The sequence below is a fragment of the Neobacillus sp. 204 genome (assembly GCF_046562815.1).
Lineage (GTDB): Bacteria > Bacillota > Bacilli > Bacillales > Cytobacillaceae > Neobacillus.
In genome coordinates this window covers 310653-337622 of the sequence record NZ_JBJORY010000002.1, presented here as the reverse complement: position 1 = coordinate 337622, position 26970 = coordinate 310653, and the positions used below count along the sequence as shown (strand labels likewise).

The 26970-nt window shown below is 33.2% G+C and carries 35 protein-coding genes and 1 pseudogene; 29 read left to right on the top strand and 7 right to left on the bottom strand.

Annotated elements, in window-relative coordinates; genetic code table 11:
- Positions 1 to 15: 15 nt before the first annotated feature.
- From ACJ004_RS05770 to ACJ004_RS05755, 4 genes are all read right to left on the bottom strand, one after another.
- Positions 16 to 1653: a PhnE/PtxC family ABC transporter permease gene (locus tag ACJ004_RS05770; RefSeq protein WP_410891728.1), complete on the bottom strand. Its 1638-nt coding sequence runs from the start codon at positions 1651 to 1653 to the stop codon at positions 16 to 18.
- 1 nt (position 1654) lies between these two features.
- A complete protein-coding gene (locus tag ACJ004_RS05765; protein WP_410891727.1) occupies positions 1655 to 2407 on the bottom strand; it encodes a phosphonate ABC transporter ATP-binding protein in 753 nt (250 codons plus the stop codon).
- Between the two features lie 13 nt (positions 2408 to 2420).
- On the bottom strand, positions 2421 to 3320 hold the full coding sequence (locus ACJ004_RS05760; RefSeq protein ID WP_410891726.1) for a putative selenate ABC transporter substrate-binding protein: 900 nt from the start codon (positions 3318 to 3320) through the stop codon (positions 2421 to 2423).
- 212 nt (positions 3321 to 3532) lie between these two features.
- Positions 3533 to 5086, bottom strand: a complete 1554-nt coding sequence (locus ACJ004_RS05755; RefSeq protein ID WP_410891724.1) for an ABC-F family ATP-binding cassette domain-containing protein — start codon at positions 5084 to 5086, stop codon at positions 3533 to 3535.
- A 216-nt stretch (positions 5087 to 5302) separates the two neighbouring features.
- On the opposite strand from ACJ004_RS05755, the gene ACJ004_RS05750 reads away from it, so the two are divergent.
- Positions 5303 to 5776, top strand: coding sequence for a hypothetical protein (locus ACJ004_RS05750; RefSeq protein ID WP_410891722.1), 474 nt, complete (start codon positions 5303 to 5305; stop codon positions 5774 to 5776).
- A gap of 313 nt (positions 5777 to 6089) precedes the next feature.
- The gene (locus tag ACJ004_RS05745; RefSeq protein WP_410891720.1) at positions 6090 to 6314 is read left to right on the top strand and encodes a spore germination protein; all 225 of its coding nucleotides are present in this window, start codon (positions 6090 to 6092) and stop codon (positions 6312 to 6314) included.
- 34 nt (positions 6315 to 6348) lie between these two features.
- Here ACJ004_RS05745 and ACJ004_RS05740 read toward each other — a convergent pair.
- Both ACJ004_RS05740 and ACJ004_RS05735 read right to left on the bottom strand, forming a co-directional pair.
- Positions 6349 to 6786 (bottom strand): annotated as a pseudogene (locus ACJ004_RS05740) (solute carrier family 23 protein); the annotation flags it as partial.
- A 149-nt stretch (positions 6787 to 6935) separates the two neighbouring features.
- The gene (locus ACJ004_RS05735; RefSeq protein WP_410891718.1) at positions 6936 to 7154 is read right to left on the bottom strand and encodes a helix-turn-helix domain-containing protein; all 219 of its coding nucleotides are present in this window, start codon (positions 7152 to 7154) and stop codon (positions 6936 to 6938) included.
- A 157-nt stretch (positions 7155 to 7311) separates the two neighbouring features.
- On the opposite strand from ACJ004_RS05735, the gene ACJ004_RS05730 reads away from it, so the two are divergent.
- The 5 genes from ACJ004_RS05730 (at position 7312) to ACJ004_RS05710 (ending at position 8868) form a co-directional block, all read left to right on the top strand.
- On the top strand, positions 7312 to 7542 hold the full coding sequence (locus ACJ004_RS05730) for a hypothetical protein (RefSeq protein ID WP_410891716.1): 231 nt from the start codon (positions 7312 to 7314) through the stop codon (positions 7540 to 7542).
- Between the two features lie 157 nt (positions 7543 to 7699).
- The gene (locus tag ACJ004_RS05725) at positions 7700 to 7933 is read left to right on the top strand and encodes a hypothetical protein (protein WP_410891714.1); all 234 of its coding nucleotides are present in this window, start codon (positions 7700 to 7702) and stop codon (positions 7931 to 7933) included.
- Positions 7934 to 7998: 65 nt separating this feature from the next.
- Positions 7999 to 8271, top strand: coding sequence for a hypothetical protein (locus tag ACJ004_RS05720; RefSeq protein WP_410891712.1), 273 nt, complete (start codon positions 7999 to 8001; stop codon positions 8269 to 8271).
- A 15-nt stretch (positions 8272 to 8286) separates the two neighbouring features.
- Positions 8287 to 8607 (top strand): hypothetical protein, encoded by a 321-nt coding sequence (locus tag ACJ004_RS05715; RefSeq protein WP_410891711.1) that lies wholly within the window; start codon positions 8287 to 8289, stop codon positions 8605 to 8607.
- A gap of 105 nt (positions 8608 to 8712) precedes the next feature.
- On the top strand, positions 8713 to 8868 hold the full coding sequence (locus tag ACJ004_RS05710; RefSeq protein WP_410891710.1) for a hypothetical protein: 156 nt from the start codon (positions 8713 to 8715) through the stop codon (positions 8866 to 8868).
- Between the two features lie 363 nt (positions 8869 to 9231).
- Here ACJ004_RS05710 and ACJ004_RS05705 read toward each other — a convergent pair whose 3' ends face one another.
- The gene (locus ACJ004_RS05705; RefSeq protein ID WP_410891709.1) at positions 9232 to 9537 is read right to left on the bottom strand and encodes a hypothetical protein; all 306 of its coding nucleotides are present in this window, start codon (positions 9535 to 9537) and stop codon (positions 9232 to 9234) included.
- Positions 9538 to 9913: 376 nt separating this feature from the next.
- Here ACJ004_RS05705 and ACJ004_RS05700 point away from each other — a divergent pair, with 376 nt between their 5' ends.
- The 22 genes from ACJ004_RS05700 (at position 9914) to ACJ004_RS05595 (ending at position 26948) form a co-directional block, all read left to right on the top strand.
- Positions 9914 to 10093 (top strand): helix-turn-helix domain-containing protein, encoded by a 180-nt coding sequence (locus tag ACJ004_RS05700; RefSeq protein ID WP_410891707.1) that lies wholly within the window; start codon positions 9914 to 9916, stop codon positions 10091 to 10093.
- A 12-nt stretch (positions 10094 to 10105) separates the two neighbouring features.
- A complete protein-coding gene (locus ACJ004_RS05695) occupies positions 10106 to 10306 on the top strand; it encodes a DUF5659 domain-containing protein (protein WP_410891705.1) in 201 nt (66 codons plus the stop codon).
- A gap of 39 nt (positions 10307 to 10345) precedes the next feature.
- Positions 10346 to 11959 (top strand): DEAD/DEAH box helicase family protein, encoded by a 1614-nt coding sequence (locus ACJ004_RS05690; protein ID WP_410891703.1) that lies wholly within the window; start codon positions 10346 to 10348, stop codon positions 11957 to 11959.
- Positions 11960 to 12342: 383 nt separating this feature from the next.
- A complete protein-coding gene (locus tag ACJ004_RS05685) occupies positions 12343 to 14973 on the top strand; it encodes a hypothetical protein (protein ID WP_410891701.1) in 2631 nt (876 codons plus the stop codon).
- Positions 14974 to 15418: 445 nt separating this feature from the next.
- On the top strand, positions 15419 to 15598 hold the full coding sequence (locus ACJ004_RS05680) for a helix-turn-helix domain-containing protein (RefSeq protein WP_410891699.1): 180 nt from the start codon (positions 15419 to 15421) through the stop codon (positions 15596 to 15598).
- Between the two features lie 370 nt (positions 15599 to 15968).
- Complete coding sequence (locus ACJ004_RS05675; RefSeq protein WP_410891697.1) at positions 15969 to 16181, top strand: hypothetical protein; 213 nt, start codon at positions 15969 to 15971, stop codon at positions 16179 to 16181.
- Positions 16168 to 16644, top strand: a complete 477-nt coding sequence (locus ACJ004_RS05670) for an SLOG family protein (RefSeq protein WP_410891695.1) — start codon at positions 16168 to 16170, stop codon at positions 16642 to 16644. Before ACJ004_RS05675 ends, ACJ004_RS05670 begins: the two co-directional genes overlap by 14 nt.
- A 16-nt stretch (positions 16645 to 16660) precedes the next feature.
- Positions 16661 to 16939: a hypothetical protein gene (locus ACJ004_RS05665; RefSeq protein WP_410891693.1), complete on the top strand. Its 279-nt coding sequence runs from the start codon at positions 16661 to 16663 to the stop codon at positions 16937 to 16939.
- A 3-nt stretch (positions 16940 to 16942) separates the two neighbouring features.
- On the top strand, positions 16943 to 17698 hold the full coding sequence (locus tag ACJ004_RS05660) for a hypothetical protein (protein WP_410891691.1): 756 nt from the start codon (positions 16943 to 16945) through the stop codon (positions 17696 to 17698).
- Between the two features lie 142 nt (positions 17699 to 17840).
- On the top strand, positions 17841 to 18548 hold the full coding sequence (locus tag ACJ004_RS05655; protein WP_410891689.1) for a hypothetical protein: 708 nt from the start codon (positions 17841 to 17843) through the stop codon (positions 18546 to 18548).
- Between the two features lie 70 nt (positions 18549 to 18618).
- Positions 18619 to 19317, top strand: a complete 699-nt coding sequence (locus ACJ004_RS05650) for a hypothetical protein (protein WP_410891687.1) — start codon at positions 18619 to 18621, stop codon at positions 19315 to 19317.
- An 86-nt stretch (positions 19318 to 19403) separates the two neighbouring features.
- Positions 19404 to 19541: a hypothetical protein gene (locus ACJ004_RS05645; protein WP_410891686.1), complete on the top strand. Its 138-nt coding sequence runs from the start codon at positions 19404 to 19406 to the stop codon at positions 19539 to 19541.
- Positions 19542 to 19700, top strand: coding sequence for a hypothetical protein (locus ACJ004_RS05640; RefSeq protein WP_410891684.1), 159 nt, complete (start codon positions 19542 to 19544; stop codon positions 19698 to 19700).
- Positions 19701 to 19777: 77 nt separating this feature from the next.
- Complete coding sequence (locus ACJ004_RS05635) at positions 19778 to 20020, top strand: hypothetical protein (RefSeq protein ID WP_410891683.1); 243 nt, start codon at positions 19778 to 19780, stop codon at positions 20018 to 20020.
- A gap of 1 nt (position 20021) precedes the next feature.
- The gene (locus ACJ004_RS05630; protein WP_410891682.1) at positions 20022 to 20174 is read left to right on the top strand and encodes a hypothetical protein; all 153 of its coding nucleotides are present in this window, start codon (positions 20022 to 20024) and stop codon (positions 20172 to 20174) included.
- Entirely contained in the window at positions 20171 to 20329 is a 159-nt protein-coding gene (locus ACJ004_RS05625) for a hypothetical protein (protein WP_410891681.1), read from the top strand. Before ACJ004_RS05630 ends, ACJ004_RS05625 begins: the two co-directional genes overlap by 4 nt.
- Before the next feature lie 212 nt (positions 20330 to 20541).
- Positions 20542 to 20964, top strand: coding sequence for a phBC6A51 family helix-turn-helix protein (locus ACJ004_RS05620; RefSeq protein ID WP_410891679.1), 423 nt, complete (start codon positions 20542 to 20544; stop codon positions 20962 to 20964).
- Positions 20965 to 21110: 146 nt separating this feature from the next.
- Positions 21111 to 21662, top strand: a complete 552-nt coding sequence (locus tag ACJ004_RS05615; protein ID WP_410891678.1) for a tyrosine-type recombinase/integrase — start codon at positions 21111 to 21113, stop codon at positions 21660 to 21662.
- A gap of 679 nt (positions 21663 to 22341) precedes the next feature.
- Positions 22342 to 24063, top strand: a complete 1722-nt coding sequence (locus ACJ004_RS05610) for a hypothetical protein (protein ID WP_410891677.1) — start codon at positions 22342 to 22344, stop codon at positions 24061 to 24063.
- Between the two features lie 21 nt (positions 24064 to 24084).
- Positions 24085 to 25356, top strand: a complete 1272-nt coding sequence (locus ACJ004_RS05605) for a phage portal protein (RefSeq protein WP_410891675.1) — start codon at positions 24085 to 24087, stop codon at positions 25354 to 25356.
- Positions 25356 to 26231 carry a minor capsid protein gene (locus ACJ004_RS05600; protein ID WP_410891673.1) on the top strand — a complete coding sequence of 292 codons (876 nt, stop codon included), beginning with the start codon at positions 25356 to 25358 and terminating at the stop codon, positions 26229 to 26231. The genes ACJ004_RS05605 and ACJ004_RS05600 overlap by 1 nt, the downstream gene beginning before the upstream one ends.
- A gap of 129 nt (positions 26232 to 26360) precedes the next feature.
- Complete coding sequence (locus tag ACJ004_RS05595) at positions 26361 to 26948, top strand: DUF4355 domain-containing protein (protein WP_410891671.1); 588 nt, start codon at positions 26361 to 26363, stop codon at positions 26946 to 26948.
- The last annotated feature ends 22 nt before the right edge of the window (positions 26949 to 26970 follow it).

The window sequence follows — 26970 nt, the reverse complement described above, 5'->3', positions numbered from 1 at the left end:
GGAATGGTGTTCTTCTTATTTCACTGCTTTTCTCGTACTTTCTGAGGCAAAGTCAGCGATAATGACCAGGATCATATAACAAAGCAGCAACAGGGTGATCTCTGTATATTGGAAATAGCTCATGGCAAGCTTAAACTCCATTCCAAGTCCACCTGCTCCGACAAAACCAACCACAATGGTTGTTCTCATGATGACTTCCCAACGATAAAGGATATAAGTGAGAAATCTAGGTAAGACCGTTGGCAGGATGCCGTAGAAGAAAATCTGGATTTTCGATGCACCTGCAGAAGCTAAATTTCGGATCGGGCGAGGGTCCATATCCTCAATTACTTCTGCCCAGAGTTTACCGAGAATCCCAAAGTTATGGAGTGCAAGAGCGATAGCCCCAGGCAATAACCCTGGTTTAAAAATAAAAATAATCATCATTGCCCAGACCAACTCAGGAACAGAACGAGAAAAGATATAGGTGATCCGGACGAGCCCATAAAGAATCCAGCTATACCACTTCTTTGACGAGGTTAAATTCCCATTAGCCATATTTCTTGCCGCTGGAATTACCGTTAAGAACGCAGAGATTGTTGTAAATCCAATCGCCATGATACTCATTTCCAACGTTTCAAGGGTAAGTTTCAGCGCCGCGGCCCAACTGTCAGCCTGGAAGAAGGCAGGGTGCTTTTTATTTATTCCAATAAGGCCACCAAAGAACTTTTTTGCGTACTCTATATTCTTATCAGAAATTAATTCAAATAATTGAGCGTTCTCAGCAACCGTAATAAAGACCCAAGAACAAACGATTAACAACAGTGTGAAGAGGAGGGAAGTCCAACCAGGACTAATCACCTTTCGACGTTTCCTTTCCGTTAATCCTTTTCTGACGAAATTACTCCATATATCTACTAAAATTACCAGTCCAATTAGGAAAAATACATAAGACCAGACTTGATCATACTTCAAATCCGCGAGCGATAATTGTATTTGGTAGCCTAGACCTCCAAGGCCGACAAAACTCATAATTGCTGAAGATCGGATTGCACATTCAAAGCGGTACATCGTATAGCTGATCATGTCTGCCCAAACCAAAGGAAAATAGCCATAAATTAGAATTTGGAGTTTTGATGCTCCCGTAGATTTTAAGGCAGTAATTGGCTGCTCAGGTACATCATTTAACATATCTGCAAAAATACGGCCAAGAATCCCCCCATATGGAATCGCAAGGGCAAATATTGCTGCATAAGGGGAGAGACCAATTGCAGCAACGAAAAGCCATGCCCAGATTAACTCATGAATCGAACGGGTAAACCCGAGAATTCCTCTAAAACATATTTTAGATGTTAAACGGGCAACTCTGCTGGATGTTAAGGTTCCAGATGCAAGAACACCGACAAGGAGCGCATAAATAATCGCTAGTGACATTCCAGCAACAGCATATGCCAGTGTAACCCAGGCTGATTCAAGCCCTTTAATTAAGACCTCTGCTGACAAATCCGGTTGAATCAGTCCTTCAAATATTTGCAGCATTGTCGGAATCCCGCCGGCATGAAAAAGATCGGCATTCCAGTGAATCGAAAACAAGCTCCAAGCGAAGACTGCCATTAAAAACAAAGTAAGAATGAGACGATTATGCTGATCAAATACTGATTTTTGTCTTAACATCTTACCCTTGCTCCTTTATTCGATAAAGGTCGGTTAACAAATCATCTGTTACCTTTTCATTTGGTAAATCAAAAAGAATTTCCCCATTTTTAAGGGCGATGATTCTTGTAAAATATTTACGAGCATATTCGACGGAATGTAAACTGGCAATTAATGTTTGTTGTTTTTCAGTAACGATTTTAATCAGCATGGCTAAAACATCTTCCGCTCGTGCCGGGTCAAGAGAGGCGACTGGTTCATCAGCTAAGATTACTTCCGGTTTTTGCACCATCAATCTTGCCATTGCGACACGCTGTTGTTCGCCTCCAGATAAAGTGGAGGTGATTTCGTACATTTTATCAGCAAGGCCGACTCTTTCAAGTGCTGTCAATGCAACTTCTTTTTCTTGTGGGATTAGCAAAGAGAAGAGGGATTTGAAAACACCCCAATTTGCTAATCGGCCTGCCAGGACATTATGAATTACCGCAATTGACCCAATCAAATCAAATTGCTGGCGAATGACCCCAACTTTTTTTGAAAATATTTTGCCATTTTTATAGGATGATATCGGCTTGCTATCAATTAATAGCTCACCGCTATGGATGGGCACTAAACCAGCAATAGAATTTAATAATGTTGTTTTTCCTGCACCACTTGGTCCTATTAACGCGACCATTTCTCCTTGCTTAATAGAAAAAGAAAGGGAAGATAAGGCTATCTTCCGCTCAAAGTGTTTTGATATATTTTTTGCTTCAATCATTATTTTTGAAGACATTCCTCGACACCTACTACTTAATAATCTCTAGTTCCTTGGCCACTTTTTCAATCTTTTTGTAATTATCGTTATTCGTTTCAATAAAGCTATCAGTTTGGAATAAATCCGCTATTTCCTTTTGGTCTCCTGTAATTGATAGAAGGGCCTCTTTTACCTTTTGTTCTGTTCCTTTACCAAAGACATCTTCGACATTACTATTGATTGTCCAGTTATAGTCATAGTAAGCAGGAGTTGTATAGAATACTTTCACTTTATTCGTATCCACTTTTCCTTCTTTTACAGCTGCTTCCCAAACTGCTTCATTTAATGCTCCAGCCTTAAAGGCACCCGATTCAACTAACTTGTAGGTTGTATCATGAGATCCAGAGAAGTTTGGTTTGCCATCAAAGTCTGTATTTGCATCAATTCCAGCCTCTGATAAAAAGTAGCGCGGCATTAAATGGCCGGAAGTTGAACTTTCACTGCCAAAAGTAAAGGACTTGCCTTTTAAATCTTTCAGTTTGCTGATATTTTCTGATGACTGTGTAATAAAGACAGAATGGAATTGTGCGTCACGAGGACGTTGCACAATCGATTCTGCTTCAGGAACAAGGTTTCTGGCCTGAACACTTGTTAAACCGCCAAACCAAGCCATATGAATTTCTCCACGTTGAAACCCGGTAACCAGTGCAGCATAATCTACTGATGGTACAAATTCAACCTTCAAACCAGTCTTTTCACTAAGATACTTAGCAACAGCTGTCATGCCTTTATCTAAATCTGCAGCATTCTGATCAGGAATTGCCCCAATTTTAAACACTTCATTTGTTGTCGTTTCTTTTTTTCCTTCAGTTGTTTTTTCATCACTTTGACCACAAGCTGCTAATGAAAATACAATCATAACAAGAATAAGAGCAGAAAGCCATTTTTTCACAATAATTCCACCTTAGTTTAATTTAAATACAATAAATATCTTTGTACTTTTAGAATTATACTTAAATGTTTTTTATTAATAAATTCATTAAATCGATTTATACTATTCCTACTAATCGATTTTTTCGATAGTAGAAACAGATGGTTATAAACTATTAGTCCAATGATATCAAAAAAACCCCTGCCAAGGAGCAGGGGGTTCCGTAAAGTTTCTTAAACCGTTAATTGTGACCATTCTTCGACATTCCACACTTTGGTTATCCAATCTTCATAAAAGTCGGGTTCGTGGCAAACCAGAACAATTGTTCCTTTATATTCTTTTAGCGCTCGTTTGAGTTCTGCTTTCGCGTCAATATCCAAGTGGTTTGTCGGCTCATCAAAGAGGATCCAGTTACTCTCAGTCATCATCAACTTACATAGTCGAACCTTTGCTTGTTCTCCACCGCTCAATTGATTCATAGGACGAGAAATGTGATCATTTTTCAATCCACAGCGGGCAAGCGCTGCACGCACTTGATTTTGATCCATAGATGGGAAGGCATTCCAAACATCATCAATTGGTGTAATTCCACCAGCTTTAACTTCTTGTTCAAAGTAAGAAGGGAAGAGGAAGTCTCCGCGTTCAACTTTCCCATTAATTGGATCAATTTTTCCAAGCATCGTTTTAAGAAGGGTCGATTTCCCGACACCGTTACAACCAATGATCGCCACTTTTTCACCACGTTCAATCGTGATATTCATTTTTGGAAGAAGTGGCTCAGAGTAACCAATTTCTAAATCTTTCGCTTCAAACACATAACGGCTGCTGCTGCGAGACTCTTTAAATCCAAAGGTTGGCTTCATGGCCGTTTCCGGACGATCAATTCGTTCGATGCGATCCAGTTGTTTTTGACGGCTCTTTGCCCGGCCGGTTGTAGAATAGCGAGCTTTATTTTTCGCAATAAAATCTTCTTGTTTTTTGATAAATTCCATTTGCTTCTCATAGGCGTTAATATGCTGATTCTTATTGATCTCCGCAAGTTCAAGGAACTTTTCATAACTTGCTGTGTAGCGTGTCAGCTTAGAGAATTCCAATTGAAAAATAACATTGGATACGTGATTCATAAATTCAGTATCATGAGAGATTAGAATAAACGCATAAGGGTAGTCTTTAAGATAATTTTGTAACCAACGAATATGTTCTACATCAAGATAGTTGGTTGGCTCATCCAGCAAAAGGACTTTGGGTTGTTCCAATAGAAGTTTAGCTAGCAGAACCTTTGTCCGCTGGCCACCGCTAAGCGCTGCAACGTCGCGGTCTAAACCAATGGCATCGAGACCTAAGCCACGAGCTGCCTCTTCAATTTTAATATCCAAAGAGTAGAAGCCGCCAGCATCTAAGACGTCTTGGATTTCACCCATTTTCTCTAAAAGAACCTCCAGCTCTTCAGGTGTGGCGTCACCCATTTGAGCGATTACTTCATTTAATTCTTTTTCTTTTTCAAAAAGTGGAAGGAACGCGTCGCGTAGGACGTCACGCATCGTTCTTCCTTTTGTCAGTACTGTATGCTGGTCCAAATACCCGTAATGGGTACCAGGTGTCCACTCCACACGACCGCTGTCGTGAATCAATTGTCCAGTGATAATATTCATTAAAGTGGATTTGCCGACACCATTAGCACCAACAAGTCCAACATGGTCTTCAGCTAATAATCGAAAGGAAACGTCTTTGAATAAAGTACGGTCCCCGAATGTATGACTTAAATTTTCAACGTTTAGTAAGCTCATTTTTTGTAATCCTCGCTTTTTCAAGAATTAATACATTAGTACATCATACTAGATTTTTGAGAATCCGACTATATTTTTACTATGAAAAATCCTGTGAGTTTTATTGGAAATAGAAATTTGACTCAAATTTAGGAATTCGAAGTCATCATCCATTTTAGACCTAATGTATAATTTGCCTATTTAGTTGGGTAATTTAATTAAAAAAAGGATATAAATATGATTGGACTTCTTATCGCCATTTTCTTATTTAATTACTTCGCTTTTAAAAAAAATAAACGGTTGACAGGTAACCAAATTGTTCATATTTGGACTTTTACGATTGCCCTTCAATCCTTGTTCGATGTGTTTATTGAATTTAAATACCACGGATACTGGTATTTTGACAGAGAAATCGATTGGGCAGGGGTTCTCCCACATCTTTGTTTAGTTCCACCCGTAAATATGATTTTTTTGAATTATTTCCCTCATAAATCAAAAGTAGTCAAGCAAATATCTTTTATTATTCTTTTCGTTATCACTATTTTGACATATGAAGCCGTCACATTACTTCCGGCTCCCTGGGGGTATTTTCATTATGGATGGTGGAAGTTGTGGCATGCAGCCATGATCAATCCTTTTCTATTACTAATCCTGTTAGGATTCTATAAGTGGATTTGTAAATTGGAAAAAAAAGCATGCAAGCTTCAATAAGGTAAATTAATAAGGCTCTTTTCGTATACATTGTTGCTCTTGGAGCTTTATAAGGGAATTTACTAAGTTTGTAGGCAATTTTCGCAAATGTTCTTACGAAAAGATGCCACGAAGCATATAGGTAAACGGGTTGATGAACTTATACGAAAAACAACAATCTATGCGAAAATAGCCATTAATAACTTTGGAAAGGCTGCAGATGCGGCTCTTTTTTCAATGGCAAAAAAGTATTTCATTATATTAACGGAAAAGCTTAAACCATTTTATCATCTTGTCCATATAGTAATAAAAAAGAGTGGAAGGCGTGAAGAGGTTGGCAATCAATCGAGAGGGAATTTCTATTGGGACCATTTCTGGCGGGATTGTAAACTTTGGCGGTGCCGTCTGGATTGCTCCCATATCAATAACTACAACAAACTCAGGTTCTGGAAGTGATAATTCAGGCACAGAAGTAACTTCGAGTTCTGGTAGGAGCTCGACATCACAAAGAACAATAACGAATATCTTAGAAACGATTAAGACAATGAATAATAAATAAAGACGATACTCGAACAAGTATCGTCTTTTTGACTTTAAGAGGTAATTTGATTATTTACTTGCTTCATTTGCTTTGTTGACTTTGAAACATTGAAAACAATGTTTAGGAATATAGCAGTAAGGCTTCCTGTTACGATCCCGCTGCTTGTTAGAATTTTCACTCCTTCTGGCAGGTGGGAAAACATATCTGGTACGGCAGTTACGCCCATTCCCATACCCACAGAACAAGCAATGATTAGAAGATTTTCTTGGGATGTAAAATCTACATTGCCTAGCATTTTAATTCCATACGCGATGACCATTCCAAACATCGCCACCATTGCACCACCAAGAACAGGTGTTGGAATAACAGTAGTAAACGCAGCAATTTTCGGAATAAATCCAAGGAATACTAACATACCACCCATTGTATATATGACGTTATTAGTCTTTACTCCTGAAAGCTGGACAAGTCCCACGTTTTGAGAGTAGGTTTAGAATCCACTTAAGTTAAAAAACATTGTCATATCAACATTTAAAGGTTGTAAAATACCCAACATATTATAAATTGTCCTACATTTTCTTAACATACCAATGATAACTGAGTAGTTAAATTTTATCAAATAAAAAAGACGTACTGGTTTTATTCAGTAACGTCTTTTTGCTCTTTTAGATGGATAATTACATCTTCAATATTACAATTTAAAACTGTACAAATATCATTAATCACTTGCATAGAAACAAATTCATCTTTACTAATCTTTGCAATAGTAGCTGAAGAAACTTTGATTAGACTCTGAAGTTCAGTTTTAGAAATTTTTCGTTTGTGTAAAGTTGCCATCAAAGGTGCATAAGAAATCATATTACTCTCTCCCTTAACAAAAAGCATATCTTTATTTAATTGTAACATATCTTTAGATAACTAAAAATAAATTATTGACTTAAAATGAGGTTCATTATATACTATCTTTAGAAAGTTAAAGATTTACCCAACAAAAATGAAGGGAGGCTTTCGAAAGTTGAAATCGATTAAAGTCTTAATACACAACATTGAAGGATTCGAAGTAACATTTGGCTACTTAATCGATGAGGAGAACACAATTGTTTTTTATCACAACCAAGTATGGCTCGGAAGAGTGAAAGAGACTGACAATGGAATTTTTGAAATAAACGAGCCTATGTCACTTCTTGGTGAACAAAAGCAAGTACCTGATTTAGAAGAATATGCAAAGAGTATAGTTAAACATTAAAAAAACACCTCGTTGTTTAGCTACATCGTTCAGAAACACTGTTATTCGGATCAGGATATCAATTTCGACGTAACTAATATTTAAAAATAACGGCTCTCTGAAAAAGGGAGCCAAATAGAATACAAAAATTCTGAAGGAAAAGGGAGAGGTACATATTATGACAAACGAAAAAATGGTAATGAACCAATTTACAATTAACACTTTTGATTTCTCTACACTTTCACGGGAACAACTTGAAGGATTATTCACCAATTTTGTTGGTGCGAAACTTGTTCTAACTGACTGTGATGGCAAAGAAACTTCTTTCAGCGTTATGGAAGTTTTAGAAAGAGAAACACAGTATTGTGATAGTGATGGAATCGAGATTTATCAGGAAGATTGTGTACTGTAAATGCTGCTAGGGGGTATTTAAGCCCCTTTTAAACCACTTACTATTATTTCAGGGGGATACGTTAAATGTTTAGTTCTAAGGCAGAAAACAGCCATCTAATGTACACTGATGGGTTAAAAAATCTAAAGCGATTGATGGTTGTTCAACATTGGTTAATGTCATCCAACCTAGAAGATCACTACGTGGAATTCCTTCAACAAATGGTAAGTAATTTAGATTCTGAATGGTTGGACTTTAAGGAAGAAATTTTAGAGGAAATTGACATTTATGAAATCACCCAAGATGAAATCCACCAAGAAATGAATAATTTTATCAAAACTAAACCATTAGTATGTTAAATTGGGGGATTTTAAATGAATCAGTTAGTTGATCTTGCTTTTGCATACAAAACGAGCAAAGAAAAGAAGCTTCCTGTAGGTATTGATAATTTTATTAATGGATGTGTCCAAGAAAATAAAGAAGAAATGATAAAAACAATTAGCAGATTAAAAGAGTACGATTCAATGTTTATTATTGAAACCTTTGCTTATGAAATTTTATCAGGAATGTTTGCTGCTAAAACTCATAAGGAACTTTTACAAATTATTGCTGGAGGTTCTTTATTTAAGATAAAGGATAAGGTGATAAATGCTTTTCTTAATGATGAAGATATTAAACAGATAATGGGGGAGTAAATCTATGACCACATTTTTCGCATTCTTTTCGATATTTACATTCGCTGTGGGACTTTATTGTGGGATGGATAAATCAGGGGAATTCAAAAAGGGAGGTACTGAATAATGTTTGGATTAAAACCAGATCAGTATTTCTTGTTTTTACAGGTACATATTAAACATTTAAAGGCTATGGGAACAGAAATGCAAAAGAAATACTGTCTATCTAAGATTAGTGATATTAAATGGTGTGATAGAGGGTTGTATAAAAGTTTACTATGAAGATGCTTGGTGGCATTATACGAGGTCAAATGAATGGTATTAAAAATATTTTGAAAACTACACAAAAAATAGATGACGAAAGGGAATTAGTCTGATATATTTAAGAGTGAACACCTTTATAAACACAAATAAGACGTGCTGTATTTACTTTTATTAGTAAATCTGCATGTCTGCTTTCTTATCTATTTAAATGTTCTTTGTCAACTTGATAGCTAGTAAACTCTTAAACAAAGTATACAACAAGTCATTTCAGAACGCAATAAAAAATCAATCCAATTTTTTAAAAAAGTAAAATTGGAATGTAATTTAATTGAAGATAAATTTAAACGAAAAAAAGAAGCTCTTAGTAAGCCTCCAGGGTAGTTAATATATATCTATTTTTTTAACCTTTAAATAATTTTCTATACCATTTTCAGCAGAATATATCTTACGAACAATGTATCCATAAGGATCGACTGTTTCAATATTATTTTCTAACTGTTGTTCGATCATATCACAAAGCATACCGGATGCTCTGCATAGATGGTCTATTATGTTCAATAATTGAATTTCTGTAACCCCTGAATTTGTTATGGTAATTCCGTGTGTAGCATGATAATAAATACGATTAAGCCTTCGGTCTAATTCCTTGATGTCTTCAACCGTAAATTTGTCTTTTAAATTAGCCATATAAAATATATACCTCCTAAGAAAGAATATTTACAGCTTAATTTTATTCGAAGGGGGCGTGTTAAAGAATACAATGGCATGTTTCTTAACACGGAATTAATAATAACTCAACAATGCTTGAAAAGGATAATAATCCTAATAAATTAATACTTTTATTTGGTTAGATTGTCTATGGGAAATAGGATTTTAAGGAGACTAAATAAAAAGTCACACAATTGAGCCTTGAAGCCTTGCTATGACTATATCCTAAAGGTTACCTAATGGTAGAGTAGTAGTTTTATATTTTTTGGTAATAATAATTACATATTTTTATGCTCAGATTATTGCCTGATTTAAATATTTTTTTGTAATAACTATTAGTAAGGAGGTGTATCGAATGAATGAATCAGAAAGAGACCTATTTATGTTGATGCGTAGAAAGAAAAAAATAAGTCAAAACGATCTTTCAAAAGTATTAGAGTGCTCGCAGACCTATGTATCATTTCTTGAAACTGGTACTAGGGAAGTGGCGCAGCATTATGTAGACAAGTACAAAAAATACATATTGGAAAAATAAGGAGGTAAAAACATGAACGAAACAGTTATTATCCATTCAAGGAGACTAGCGATTTATCTTCAATGTCGGGGCTTTATCCTGTTTAAAGTTGAGCCTGATTTAAAGACTAAACGCAAAGTGTTTATATTCAAGGAAAGCGACAGAATCCAAAAGGCAATCTTGGAATACAAAACAGATGTCAGATTCAATCAATTAATGACAGCATTCAAATAATTCTATTCAAATGATCAACTATACAAAGGAGTTAATTAAATGAAAAAACTAAATTTACAGTGGGTTTCAGATTCAATAGGTGATGATTACAAAAAGTGGAACAAGGGTGATACCGTATTAATCCAAGCACAGACTGGAACAGGGAAGACATATTTTATCAAGGAAGTGCTATTGGATGAATTGGATTCTAATGATCGATTGTTGTTTATTTCCAATAGAACTAACTTAAAAAGACAAATTAAGAAAGACTTACTGAAAAAACATAACTTAACTATTCCTGAAACATTGGAGGAATTAGATGGAATTACAAAAATAGAAAAGGTGTCTATCACTTCGTATCATGCAATCAGCGATAACAATAAAGATTCTATGTATGGAAGTGGTGAAAAATGGAACTTAGGTAATTACGATTATATTGTGATGGATGAAGTGCACTTCCTGTTTTCTGATAGTGGATTCAATAATAAGACAAGGTTTGCTTATGATGAACTAGTTAGAGAGCATTTTCCATATAGCATTAAGATATTTATCTCAGCCACAATGCATGAAATTAGAAGTCCTATAATCAAACGTGTTGAGCAATTGAAGAGTAGTGGATTTGGACTTGATAATTATAATATCCATGAATACAACACAGGTAATGATTATAGTTACATAACAGCAAAGTACTTCAATAAGATTAATAATATTATCAATTTGATTAAGAATGATATGTCAGATGAAAAGTGGTTGATATTCATTAGTGATATAGGAAGAGATGGAAATAGAATATTAGAGGAGCTGGGGGATGAAAAATGTTCATTAATTAAATCTGGTACAAATAGTGATGAACTTACTTCCATAATCAATGACAGTAAATTTAATAAGAAAGTGTTGATTTCAACTAAAGCAATGGATAATGGCGTCAATATTGATGATCCTTTACTTAAGAATATTGTTATCATGACTTGGGATAGAATCAGTTTTATTCAAATGTTAGGAAGAAAACGAATTGATATTGATAACGCTGAAACAGTTAATTTGTACATACCAACTAGATATAAGAATAGCTTCAGGTCTAAACTCAATGATTATTACAAGAAGAAAAAGGCAGTAAAGTTGTTAAATAACGACAAAATGGAATTTTACAGAAAATTTGATAATGCTCTAAAGGATTTCAATGGAATGAATGATATTTTTTACAGAGAATTTTCTACTGGTGAAATTAAATTCAATGAAATAGGATGTGCAAGATTGCTGGGAGATATTAAATTTGCTGAATACATGGTTGCAAAGTTTGACTATATTGGAAAATACGCTTTCATCCATGAACAATTAAGTTGGTTAGGATTAAAGGATTCTAATTATGATGAGAATATGATAACTGAGGTAGTAGTTAATGAGGAGGTTGATTCTTTGAATAAGTATCTTAATAGTGTAGTGGGTGAAAAGTTATTCAATGATGATCAACAAAAACTAAGCGATTTAATTATTAATGAATTAATTACTGTTTCACCTAAGACAGATTATAGAACTAAAAAACTGAAACCTTCCACACTTGAAATTATTATCAGAGAACAGTTAGAACTTCCATATGCTGTAAGTAAACCGAAAAAAGAAACTAAAGGCGATATGAAGGATAAGAGGTATATTGTCATATCCAAGCTAAACTAAAAATCGCCACTTTTACGAAATTTTTATATAAGTAAATATAAAGTAAAACTGGCGAGAATGAATTACTTAATAATTTGGCAGTTGTTTAAGAATTCATTTTCAAAAAGTACAGTCGAACCCAATTTCTATATTACAAAGTTTAGCAAAGTTTAATAGAAAAGTAAATACATAATTTTATATTCCAAGCGTTTAAATTTCCTGACCAACGGAAAGGGGATTTAGACACTTGACCAAACGAATTCCACTCTTTTCAGGAATTTGTGCGGTAGTTGTTTTTACATACTTAAAAGAATGACATTTCGCATTTGCTCATGTCTGCAATTCCCTACTCGGTCATTGCGATTAATAAAAATTTAATTATTCAAAATAGGAGGAAATAAATAATGGCAACTCAAAACAAAAATGTCTATATTTTAAGTTTAGAAGGTAATGAGATTTATTCACATATGCACAGGGAAAAGGAAATTGATTTAACTTATAAAGGGATGATACCTTTTAGCCTAGAGTTAATAAAGCTTAAGCAGCAAAAAGAATTTTCTACATTCAAAGTTAAGACAAGTGAAAAGAATTTTAGCAATGATATTATTAATGTGAAATTTAAGCAAAGTGTAAAATCAGGTGAATTTCTTATTAAGCAATTGACCAAGAAAATTAATGATGAAAATACCAGTGAAAATTATAAGCAAAAATTGAATGAATTTAAAAATGTCTTATTGAATGAAAAGCCCCTAGAAAAATGGCAAGGACTTAGTAATGACAAGTTAAGAGAATATTTATACTTGAATGGATTTACAATTACAGATGATAAAGGGATTCAAACTAAATATGTAGTATACAAACGCAGCTCATCAAAATCTAGAACCGGTCAATGTTTATTTATCAAAGAGAGCCTACACGAAGAAATGATTAACTGGAGTCGGATGTACTTACCATTCACAGAGAATATGGAAATTGATTATGCTAGTCTATTAGCTTATGAATCTCTTGTGCTTTCTTCTATTGAGGATACGATTGAAATTAACCCTAAACACATACTAATTGTCGATGATGTTGAAAGTAAATTTGATCAAATTTGTAATGTGGTAAAGAAGGATGAAAAAAAGAAATGCTTGGATAGTTTTAAAGAGAATGTTGAAGTGGTAAATAGCCTGTTTGATGGTGAATCACTTCTTGATAGTAAATACTTTGACGATGGACAATCAATGAAATTATTGAGAAATCACATGTTTAAGAGTGCAGCTTTCAATACAAATATTCAAAAATTCTTAAAGGATAATTGTCCAGTAGATACGCCTTATGATGAATGGGAATTAGCTGATATGTTTAACTATCCGATCCTTGCAAAAGATGTGGAATTAATAATAACTCCTTCTTCGCTGAAAGCCTTACGATTCAGTCAAGTATTTGAAGGTGAGCATAAAGAAAAACAAATGTGGAACTATTGGCAGGGGTTGGTTGATAAAGAGGGTAATCATTTCGGAGTTTGTAAAAGTGAAAAGAAGTCAAAAAGAGGGATTGATGCAGAAGGGAATGTTCTTCAACAAACTTCTTATCAAATGTTGAATAGTATTCCGATGGAAAAAGAAGATATTGCACAATTGGTTACATTTGAAAAAGATTACATAGAAAAACTAAAAAATAACGATGAATTTTTTATCCGATACATAATTGATAATGCTAATGACATGAACAGTAATTTGATGTTTGCTGATTTGTACAAGTGGAATAAGGAGATTGTTAATATAAGAGTATTCCGTGACTTTAGGAAATCGGAGATCAATAAATATGTTACGCATGTGAAAAAGGGGAAAGTTAGACTTTCTAAGGGTGATTATTGTGTGATGTTAGGGAATCCGATGGAATTTTTGTATCATGCTATTGGTCAATTTGATGTAGAAAAGTCGAAATTAGCTTTAAAGGATAATGAGGTATATTCCCCTCTATTTGCTGATAAAGTAGTGCTGACGGGCTTTAGGAACCCTCACACAAGTCCTTCTAACGTTCTAAAAGCTAAGAATACATATAATAAAGACATTGCTACATATTTTAATTTAAGTGATAACATCGTTTGTGTAAATGCAGTTAGGTTTGCTATTCAAGATATTTTATCTGGATGTGATTACGACTCTGATTCAGTCCTTTTGTTTGACAGCGAGCATCTTCGAAAAATTTCTGAAAATTGCTATGGTAAATTTCATGTTTGCGTTAACAAGGTGGAGAGTCAAAAGAAACCATATATGCTAAACAATTTGGATATGTCTAACATTGATAATCAGTTAGCTGCCAGTCAAGATTATATTGGTACAGTGGTTAACCTAGGGCAATTGTGCATGTCTAGGTATTGGGATCTTAAAGAAAAGGACAATGTAAGTAAAAAAATATTAGATTCCCTAATGAGGAAAACGGACGTTATGACAGTTCTTTCCGGCATTGCAATTGATATGAGTAAAAAGTTTTTTGAAATTGATATTGAAAAGGAAATTAAGAATGTTGAAGAAGACTTGATATTGAGGAATAAAAAGGTAGTGGATAAAAAAGGGAATGATAAAAATATTCCAGCAAAGCCAATGTTCTTTAAGTATGTAAGTCAAAATAAAAATATCAAGAATAAAGTTGTAGCTTATAATTGTCCGATGGATTACCTTTATGAAGAAATGAGTAATTTACCATATGCAGATCATCATGAGGATGTTGAATTTACAAGTTTATTAGTTAAACGGGATAAAAGAAAAGGAAATCGTAAGCAGAAGAAAAAGATTCTTAATTATGTTGAAAACATGAATACAAAAATTAATAAGGCATTTGACAAATTCGAGGATGGCAAAGAAAGAAATAATGCTATTGAAGATGTGATTAAATATTATGATTTTTACATGCAAAAATTAGAGGTCAAACCAGATACAATGTTCTCTATTTTGGATGATATGAGATTAGGTAAATTACCAGTTAAATTGTTAAATGTTTTATATCAAACTCAAAAACAAGCATTCTTAAATGCTTTCAAACAAGGTTAAAAATGTCACCACTTACAACGCTCAAATACGCATGAATAAAGGGTTTTAGGGTATTTCTAAAGGTCGCCTAGTGGTAGAGAGGGTTCACAATGCACGAACATCTATAGGATCAGTAGTGCGAGCCTTCTTTCCTTTTATTGTTTTGAAGTGTGATTTTGCAACATGCTTCTTTCAATAAAAAATATGTAGACTTAATTGTGTGTGGGCATGCGATAATTCGAACGTGTGACTATATGGAGTTAGGTCTACGATTTTATTAGGTAAAATAAAAATCCCTTAATTTGTGGGTAGTAAGACATTCATGTACCGAATGTCTTTTCTTTTTTTATATTATAAAAATGAATATAATTATCCATCTAAATCATAACATAGAAACGAAGATTTTTGCAAGTTTTTTTATTTATTTTTATGTCATAAAATTTTACAGGAAGGAGTTGAGATAGGATTGTCATCTATAAAAAAGCTGAGAATATTGTCCGATTTAAGTCAGGGTGAGTTAGCTGAACGTTTAGGAATAAGCCAGTCCTATCTTAGCTTACTTGAACGGGAAAAAAGACCAGTAACGAAGGAAATTAATGAGAAATTGGAGCAGTGTTTTGGTTTTAGTTTAAAGTTTACAAATTAATATTCTGTCCGCATCACTTATTAAGTATTTTCTTGTCCGTGTCGGTTGCTAATTGCTGACAGTATTCAAACGGACGTAATAAATATATTTGAATACAGCATGTTTCGAGTTTGTTCATTTATGTATTTCCTCTTGGATGTATGAGGGTTATCAAGGTAATAGTAGATAACTTTGTATCGTACATGATGAAATGGGATGGTATCGGCAGCGTCATGCTGTGCGCCCTAGTTTACCTCCATCCTAATAAACAAAAGGTAAGCCCTCCTAACGAATATTAGTTTATTTTTATTGTGCATGAATGGCTGACAAGGTAACACTCCAAGGAGAGTCAGCCTGTTTATCGTGCATTCAATCTGAAAGGGTGTTGTGTATGGATAATAAGAGTGTGAAAGTCACTATGTCATTAGAGACATTGGAAGATATAGTTTTTAAAGCATCAAGCAAGGCATGTAGTAACCTTTACAATGGTTTGGTTAAAGCTTACTTGGATAGATACGATAAGGATTTTGAGACGATTATTAAGGAATTAGATGATATTAATCTTAAATTGCAGCATAGAGGGAATGAGAATGAACATGGCTAAATATTACTATTGTGCAAGGTGTTTATCTATATCACTAGATAAAGAGATTGTTAAAATTGCTGTAACCAAGAAACAAAGGATATTTACATATTACATCAGTCAGGAAAAAAGTATGAATAGGGTTATTGTGACAGGCTCAAAAGACTTTGATGACTATGATTTCCTGAAGCGAAAATTAGATTTATTGCTTAAAGATAAATCGGATATTGTAATTGTGTCAGATGAAGAAAAAATCGGAACGATGGGTGAGAAATGGGCAGTATCGAACGATGCAGATATTGTTAGTTTTCCTATCCATTGGGATGAGTATGGAAGAGATGCAGCAAAGATAAGAAACGATCTCATGTACAATTTCGCTAATTATTCCTTGATTTTTTGGAATGGAATGAAAAATGACCAGGCTGGTTTTGCAGTGGGAGCAGCTAAGAAATATGGGATAGATTACAAGATTATTAGATATTAAGAGGGGATGTGTTGAATTGATAAAGGATGTACTAGTTGAATTAAATCCAGATAGTAATATGTATGAAGTCAGTTTCGGAGATTTTGAAGGTACTGACGATGATTGGTCACCAGTATTAGCTAATTTCTTTTTTAAAAGCCATGCTTTGCGCTGGGCTTTAAACAGTTTTAATAAAATTGATGACAAAGAAAAATTATTTGTAATACTTGACCATACACAAAAATTGGAAATGTTGGCTTTTTCATCGAATGAGATTGATGTAATTTTAGAGTTAATTCATGAAGGAAAAAGCTAAGTAATGAAGGCAAGTAGAATTGGAAAAGTAAATACTAATAATTATGGCAGCGAAATGGTAATTGAAGAATACCATAGTGCAATGGATGTTATTGTAATGTTTGATACTGGTAATTTAGTTAGGACTACATATGAGCGATTTAAAAACGGTAGTGTGAGAAATCCATATGATCCAACTGTATGTGAGGTTGGTTTTATTGGAGAGGGAATTCATAAGGCAAGTAAAAATGGTAAATTAACTAGGGCTTATGTGACTTGGAATTCCATGTTAAATCGTGCGTACAGTAAAAAGTATCATGATAGGAATCCATCTTATAAAGATGTGACTGTTTGCAGAGAATGGTGGAATTTTCAAAACTTTGCTGAATGGTTTTATAATAACTATTATAAAGTTGATAATGAGCCTATGTCCATTGATAAAGATATATTAGTGAAGGGAAATAAAATTTATTCACCAGATACTTGTGTATTTGTTCCAGAACGAATTAATAGTTTGGTTGTTAAATGTAATGGTTCAAGAGGTAAACTACCTGTTGGGGTTACTTTTAATAAAGGAAATAATAAGTATCAGGCACAATGTGCAAATGGAAAAGGTGAGGTTATCCCTTTAGGTCATTTTGATACTTCTGAAGAAGCGTTTTTTATTTATAAGGAATGTAAAGAAAATGTTATTAAGGAAGTAGCCGATGAGTACAAAGGAAAAATTCCTGAAAGATTGCATCTTACTTTAATCAATTGGAAAATTGAAATTGATGATTAATAATACATAACAGGTGTTAGAACAATGGAAGTTCAACTTGTCATTCCTCTGACAACGTGGTTAGTTGGTTCGATTCCAACACTCCTGATCAATTAAATAATGGTATAATATACTCATGTCCAAAAAATGGAGTGGTGAGTGTATGTCAAATAATGATTTATCGATAACTGATAAAATTATAAAAAATACAGTAAAAGAGGAATTGTTAAATAAATATTCTCAAAATACTTTATTAAAGGGACTTGTTCAAATTGTTCCTTATGGAGGATTAGTTGATAGTGTTTTAACATCTTCATATAATAATATTTTGATTGCTCGTTCTAAGACTTTTTTTGATGAATTAGGATTAGGGAATATTGAAATTACACCAGAATTAATAAAAAATGAAGACTTTTTACATTCTTATTTTACTACATACAAAGCAGCTCTTTATACAAAACACAGAGAAAAAATAAGATTCTTTGCACGGTTACTTAAAAACGGGATGATTTCTGAAGTTATTGATGATGTAGAAGTATATGATGATTATTTAAAAATACTCGATGAGTTAACTTACAGAGAAATTTATATACTATATACTTTAAAAGGATTTGAGGATATAACGAATTATACAGATTCGAAAGAATTAAATCATTGGCAAGAGTTTTCTTCAAAAATAACAAATGATTTAAGTATTACAGAAGAAGAATTAAGATTATTTCTTATGAGGTTAATGAGGACAGGATGTTTTGTAGATGTATTAACTTTTGCTGGTTTAGGTGCAAAAGGGTACACATCAACATTGTTTAAAACACTTTCGAAATTAATAGAATTAAAAGAAGAAGATTTAGTCCATTTTATAAAAATATGATAAATTAAAGGATATGTACTCTTATTGTCGAATATTGGAAAAGCAACTAATATCGATGAGGAGTGGAAAAATGACATTAGTTATTAATTATATGTCAGAAAATTTTTCTTTAATTGCTTCCGACACAAAAGTAACATTTAAGGATAACATTATTGAACCTTATTTTGAAAGTAAGATAATTTCTTTGGATAATATTTTTGGTTGGACTTCTGGAATGGGTTTAGGAAACTTTCTAGAGATATTTAAAGAGAAATTATCTAAAGCTAATATTAGTAATATTAAAGAAGATATAGAAAAGATATTTTTTGATTCAAAAAGTAAAATGATTGAATGGGAGATGTCAGAAAAGGAAATTGACGACAGTGCAGTTTCTTTAGCAATGATCCTTAAAAATGATTCAATACTTGACATTTTTTCATGCTATATTTCAAATACTTATACAGATGGTAAACTTAAACTATTTAATGGATTTCTTATTTTTTATCCTTCAAATTATACACAAATAGATGTCGATGAGTTTCAAAATAGATATGATATGCTTAACCAAGAATGTAACCTTAATAAAGTTATAAATCAGACATTAGAAATGTTCAATGAAATATCAACGAATTCTCCTAGTAATGTTGGAAGAGATTGTGAAATTGGATTGCTTTATTTTGATGATAATAAAGTGTGTAAAAAATTAATTCGTATTAATATGGACGATTACGAATTGGATAAAGATAACTATAATATAGAAGTTAATGATTATGGGTCAATAACATTCTAGCATCCTTTTTCAAGGGGTGCTTTTATTATGTCTAAAATAGGAAATTCCTGCTCAAAATTAATGAAAATTAGATTGGAGAGGTACAAATGTTGAATACGGATTTACAAAGAAACCTTAATTTAGTTAAGGAGAAGCAGCAAGAAGATAGGCAGTGGAAAGAAGATGTATTAGCGGTATTGAAAAGTATTAATGAGAAATTAGGGGAATTGTTGGAGGGTAAATAGATGCTTATTGCCTTTCAAATTATTTTATTTGTGCTAATTGTCCTTTTCAGTTTAGGCTTATTTGCCGATTATGATCATGTAGATTATGAAGACAAGAATAGATATGTTGCAGTTGTTTTAGCAGCAATAATTGCGGAATGTGTTTGTTTCTTTGTCTAATGCCTATTCATCTGACTAAGTGTGATGTCTGTCCTACTAAATTCAGGGTAAAAAAACTTTATAAGCCTTATGTCGGAATGTACAAGGATAAACCTGTATTCCAATGGCATTATGTTTGTCCTGTTTGTAAGCATGTACATACAGTGAGATTTTATAACGAGTTTATTAATACATATTTTGATAAGGTAACTCGAATTGAGTTTGATATGTGGCTTAATCGTAAAGATAAAGAGAAACATAATCAATTATTAGTTGAATATGAGATTGCTAAGGGTGAACTAGAAAAGATTAATAATTTTATAAGAATGGAGTTGTTGTGACATGGCAGAGAGCCGAGAGTCAAACAAACAATATAAGATTGATGTAGATGTATCAGAAGCGTTAAAAGGGCTTAAAGCAGTACAGAGGGAAGCTAGGAAAGCGACAAATGCATTAAAGGAATTAAAAGAAGTACAGGACAGTGATGTAGAGTGAAAACTACACTTGAAACATTAGATAGATTGCAGCTTATATTTGATGATATGGCTTATTCAACTAAGGAATTATTACAACTTAATGAGGACAGTATTAGGGCTTGTGATAAGTTCTTAGAATATTTGAACGGTAAAGTAGGTGAAGAGAATGCTTGATTTCTTTTCATTTATGTTTACTGTAATCATTTTAGTGATTGCATTTGTAATTGTGTTAGTTACTTTTTCTGTATTGTTAGCTTGTATGATTGCATTATATAAGCAATGGAGAACAGGGGAAAAAGTTTATTTAACTTGGAGATAGATCGAGGAATATTAGGTGTAAAATTACACTAATTATAAGTCAATGTGTAAAGGGGGGAAAATTGACTATGAGTGATGAAAAATTAAATAAGCAACAATTAGCGGCAGCTCAATTATTAGCCATTGGAACCATTGATAAACAAGACATTGCAAAGTCTGTGGGCTGTAGTAAGCAAACCTTATATAATTGGATTAATAAGAATAAAGCGTTTATGGCGGAAGTGGACTCGATTCGACGTGACTACAAAAATTTTGGGCAGCAAATAATGGAGGCAAAGTTAATTGATGCGGTTAATGGTTACTGGGATTTGATACATAAGACCAATAATCCAATGGTTGCTAAGGGTGGTTACGAGTTCTTTATAGAGAGATCATTGGGTAAAGTGACTAATAACATTAAACTAAGTACTGAAATAGATAACACTAAGATTGTGGATCAGGATGTATTGGAAGCTGAGTTTGCAGAGTTTGAACAGGATAGCGAGGAGTAATTCCCAATGTAAGAAAATAAATAAAAACTTACATTCGTTTGATTGATATTATTGACTATTTCCTAAAATGGTATTAAAATGAAATTATCATAAAAAAACATACATTCAAATTATTGATTTCATTAATATCAAGGAAGGTGTTAATAATGAATCAGATAAAAGATGTTCAACCGATTAGAAGTAAAAAACTAATTGAAGATATGAAATGGTCACTCAAAAGACATTGTTCTGAACGTGATTATATTTTATTCCTCATTGGTATTAATGTTGGTTGTCGTGTCGGGGATTTGTTAATGTTAAAAGTAAGTGATGTTAGACGTAAGAAAAGGGTAGTAATCCAAGAGGGTAAGACTAAAAAGAAGCGTGTGTTAATGCTAGGAAATATCTATGATGAGATACAGGAATATATCAAGACAGTGGATAGCGACTGGTTATTCCCATCGAGAAAAGGTGATAAGCCTATCACACCCACACAGGCATACAGACAGCTTAATAAAGCAGCAGAGATGAGTGATATTGTAGAGGGAATAGGGACACATACCATGAGGAAAACGTTTGGCTACTGGTACTATAAGAAGACTAAAGACGTTGCTCAGCTTCAAGATATATTGAATCATAGTACACCTAAGATTACATTAACTTATATTGGTATTACTGATGAAGAAATCGAAAAAGAATTAGATGACTTTGTACTCTAGGATCATTACAATGTGATGGTCTTTTTCTTTTGTCCATGAAAATATTTTCTGATAAAAAGAAAATTTTATTTTGTCAGACCCCCACCCTTCTGTTTTGAAAAGTCTAAATAGGGTAGGGGTAACCTCTACAATTTTTTATAAAATTTTTAAGGATTTTAAAGATATTTTAGTATTGAAGTAATGCTAAAATATAGAAAAATGGTATGGGGTGGGGAAGTTTGGATTTTTCATGGTTAGTCATGGGAAGAGGCAGTGGAAGTGGAGTTAATATATTATGGCTTGTACCGATTTTAGTAATCTACTTTTCTTACAAAATAATACCAGAAGCATTTCATGAGTTATTACGGAAAAAGTTAGGATATAGTCTATCGTGGTTTGTTGGGTATGTAATGTTCGGCTTTTCTTTAATTTTGCTTTTCGCAATAATCGTAATCATAATAAGAATTTTATAAAATTTTTACAAGTTTTGAAGAAAGTAAAAAGTAATTGTTAAATAGTGGTTCTTCCTCTATGATAAAAATATAAAATTATGGGAGAAAAACTTATTAATGGATAATGAATTTATTATATTTTTACGTCATGTCATTCCAGCCTTACTTTTTGGTTTCTTATTAGCCAGAAAAATTTATAAGAAAGATTAACTAAAGAGTCTAATGGACTCTTTTTCTTTTGATTGGAGGTGAACAGAATAGCAACGAAACAAATTGATGTAATTAATACAAAAGAGAATCGGCAACATCTCTTTAAATATTTATCTAAGTTTTACGGATCAAACAAAGCAAAGGAATTAATGATTAAGCATAAAGACAATCTATTTGAATTCAATGGTCTTGCCTATTCACTTGGTAAACGTTCCATTGAGTTTTTTTGTGTCTATTTTCTACAAGATACCTTTATCCCTAAGCCAGATAATCAAGCAAGGAAACTCGCTTCTATCCATTATGAAATATGGAATAACTTGGAAGATATGTTTATATCCGATTCCTTTGATAAATTAGAATTAGTCATGCCAAGGGGAGCAGCGAAGACTACTGTTTGTGACTTTGCTTTATCCGTATGGGCACACTGTTACAAGTTTTCTATTTACACTTTAGTTGCAGGTAAAACAGAACAGGATTCCATTGAATTCATTCGTGAAACTAGACGAGCATTTGAAGAGAATCCATACATAAAGCATACCTTTGGTGAATTGATTGATACTCGGAAATATACGGTGAATAAGTTGGAATTGGAATTAACCAACTCAACGAAGATTCAAGCTATCTCTTCTTCATCTTCCATGCGTGGTAAAAAGTTTAATGGAAATAGACCTAGCCTAATCATTGCGGACGATTATCAGAGTAAGAGCGATGTAATCACACAAGAGGCCAGGGATAAGAAATATGATACATGGCAGCAGGATTCCGTGTATGCAGGGGATAAAGCGGTTATCCGTCAAGGTAAAAAAGTTAAAATGGCAACAAAATTTATTGTACTTGGTACGATACTGCATAGGGATTGTTTCATATCTCGCTTGTTAAAGGATAACTCATATGTACATATGTTGGAAAAGGCTATCTTAGTGGATGATTTAGACATACTTTTTAATACTGGTTTATGGGAAGAGTTTAAAAAGATTTATTTCAATTCAAAAGATGAACATGCTCAAGAAAAAGGGAAAGAGTTTTATTATCAGCATGAAAATGAAATGAAATATCCCGTCCTATGGGAAGATAAATATGATTGTTTAGATTTAGCTTTAGATTACTATTCTAATCCTCAAGCCTTCAAACAGGAAATGCAAAATGACGCTTCCAAAATTGGTGAAAAAGCCTTTCATCAAATTACTACTATTCCTAGAGAGGAAATGGAAAAGGAAGCATTCACAAATACGATACTTTGTTGTGATCCAGCAGTTGAACAAAAAGATAACAATGACTATACAGCTTTATTAGTCGGCTCTAAAAGTATTAATAACTTTAGATGGGTTCGAAAAGGAATTATTAAACGGTTTACTTTTGATGAATATATAGACAAGGTTATTGAGTTATTAAAGGAATATGATGACATTAAAACAATTTGGGTAGAAAAGAATACATTTAACGGTGCAGATGTGCGAGATATTCAGAAGCGTATCAATGAAGATGTAAATTTAATAAGTCGTAGAATTCAAATTATCAATGAACGACAGCATAAAAACAAAGAAGCTAAAATTCGAGCTATTTCTGGTAAAGTGGATTCAGGTTCTATTGTATTTGCTGAAGAAGATAAGGAATTCACGGATCAAATTCTTTCTTATGAAGGAGAAAAGTTTACACTACATGATGATGCTCCTGATATTACAGCAGAATTTGACCGGTTAATAGATGAATTAAATATACCAAGAGACATTAAAACCATTCCTAAGGAGTGGCTTTTTTAATGTATAGAGGAAGGTGAAATAGTGAATCAACAAGATATTGTTTTAAAATTAATTGAAAAAATCGACTTGGATAAACCAATATTTTCAAAGTTAGAAAGATACTACAATGGTGATCATGACATCCTACATGAAAAAGGAAAAAGTGATCCCACTAAATCTGATATGCGAGCCTATTTCAATTATTGCAGAAAAATGGTTCAGAACAGTGTTGGTTACATCTTGGGTAAGCCTGTTAATTATTCCTCTAAAAGTGGGAATAAGGAATTTCTTGATTTAATTGATTATTATTGTAGTGCATGGGAAAAGGAACATAATATCAATCTAAAATTACAAAGTGCGATTCATGGAGCAGCTTATGAGGTTTCCTTTATCAATACTAAAGGAGAGTTCCAGTGTACTTATTTTACACCTTTGGAAATGTCAGTTCTACATGATGGTACAGTAGATTCAAAGGTTTCATTAGCAGTAAGGAAATATAAAGTTGAATTTGATGATACTGAATATGTAGAGGTATGGGACATTCAGAATTATTCCAGATATTCAAAGAGTGGCGGTATTCTCACTTTACTTGAGCAAAAACCACATCGTTTCTCAAGGTGTCCAGTTCGTAAATTAAAGAACAATGACAATCAAAAGTCTACATTTGCAGATATCATAAAAATTATCGACATGTATAATTCCCTTCATAGTGTATCTGTTCAAGAAATGATGGACTTTAGAAATGCTTATCTTGTTCTAACCAATTGTTCAATAGACCAAACAGAAGCACAAAAAATGAAGGAAAATGGAATTATCATTCTTCCTAACGAAAAGGCTAAAGCAGAATGGTTGACCAAGAATCCAAATAGCCAATTCTTTAAAGATTTATTGGATAACTTGAAAGATGAAATTTATATTCAGAGTTCCCAAGTTAATTTAAATGAATCCTTCCAGAGCAATACTTCAGGGGTGGCTATTCGTTTAAAACTTCAAGAATTAGAGAATCAATCAGCTATTGCGGAATCAATGTTTGAGAAGGTTTTAAAGGATCGCTTAGAATTCTTTTGTGAGTGGTTAAAAATTGCTAAAAATAAAGACTTCGATAGCAGGGATATAGGCATTTCATTTACTCGAAATGTTCCAGTTGATGAAGCGGCCATTGTTCAAATGGTTAGAGACTTAGAGGGAATTGTTCCACTAGAGGAGCGTTTATCATGGTTACCTAGAATTACTAATCCTTCTGCATCTGTTAAGAAACTACAAGAAGAAATGGATGGAACGGGAATGAATAAAGACTTGCTAGGTGATGCTTAATGTCTAAGTTTGAAAATGATTTTCTTAATCTAATAGATAGTATGTTCAATTTAACAGATGAGCAGCACAAGGAAATTATTAAGGCTTATAAGGGTTCTTTGGATAATGTCCTTTCGATTGTTGCTAAATTATTCATGCAGTATGCGGTTGATGGAAAATTAACATTGGCCGATTTAAACAAATACAATCGGCTTGTATCCATTGAACAGCAAATTAGGGAAGAAATAAAAAATTTAGGCGGTATTGAAACAAAACATTTTAATTCTATTCTTACCGATATTTATAAACAATCATACTATCAATCTGCCTTTACTTTAGAAATGAATACGGCAGCAGTCATTGATTTTGCTTTGTTGAAGCCTGAATTTGTGAAGGAAGCTATTGCCTTTAATTGGTCTGGTGTCCCATTCTCCGAGCGTATTTGGGGTAATAACGATGCCTTAGTCAAAGCATTAAGAACAGAACTAACACAGGGCATTATAAACGGTGATTCGGTTGATAAAATGGCAAGAAGGATAAGGAAAAGTTTCAATACGTCTGTGTATAATTCTCAACGATTAATGAGAACAGAATCAGCAAGAGTAATTTCTTCTGCACAAGAGAAGATTTACCAAGAAAGTGGAGTTGTTCAAGAATTAATCTATACTGCAACTTTAGACAATAAAACTTCTGAGATTTGTCGCAACCGTGACGGTAAACGATGGAAAGTGGATGGTCCAAAACGACCTAAGATTCCAGCACACCCGAATTGTCGCTCATGTTGGATTCCGGCAGTATCAAATTATCAACCTAAGAAACGCAAAGACAATGAAACTAAGGGAATTGTTGAATATAAGAATTATGAAGAATGGTCAAAAGCTAAAGGAATTAAGTAATTAAGTCACTTCATTGGAGTGGCTTTTTATATTGTCTTTTTTCTTGTTTGTAGACGAAATAAAGAACAACTGGAACAAAAATCAAACACTTTATGGCTCGTACATAAAGGGTTATTGGAGGTAATTGGAATGAATTTAGAAGAAGTAAAACAGTTTTTTGAGGAACAAAAAGATAATGAGGATGTAAAAAGCTACTTACAGGGGTTATCACAAGTAACATCTGAAGGAGTTACAACATTCTTAGATACTGAGGATGGTAAGAAATTACTACAACCTCGACTAGATTCACATTTTACAAAGAGTTTAGAGACTTGGAAATCCAATAATATTTCAAAATTGATTGATGAAGAAGTTAAGAAACGTTTCCCAGAAGCAGACCCGAAAGATGTAGAAATGAAAAAACTACAGGCACAACTTGAACAAATGCAACAAGAAAATACACGTGAAAAGTTAAAAGCAAAAGCGGTTACTGTTGCAGGTGAAAAGAAACTCCCTATTCAATTAGTTGAATATTTAATTGGTAAAGATGAGGAATCAACTCTAGGTAATTTAAAAACGTTTGAGGAAGTATTTAATGGTCAGCTTCAAACTTTAGTACAAGAAAAGTTAAAAGATGGGGGAATTGACCCTCAATTAAACAACCAAAACAACAACACAAGTAATATGTCTCCAACTCAACTCATGAGTGCGGCATATTCACAAAATAATAAAAATTAAAATCGAAGGGTTAAGGTGAATT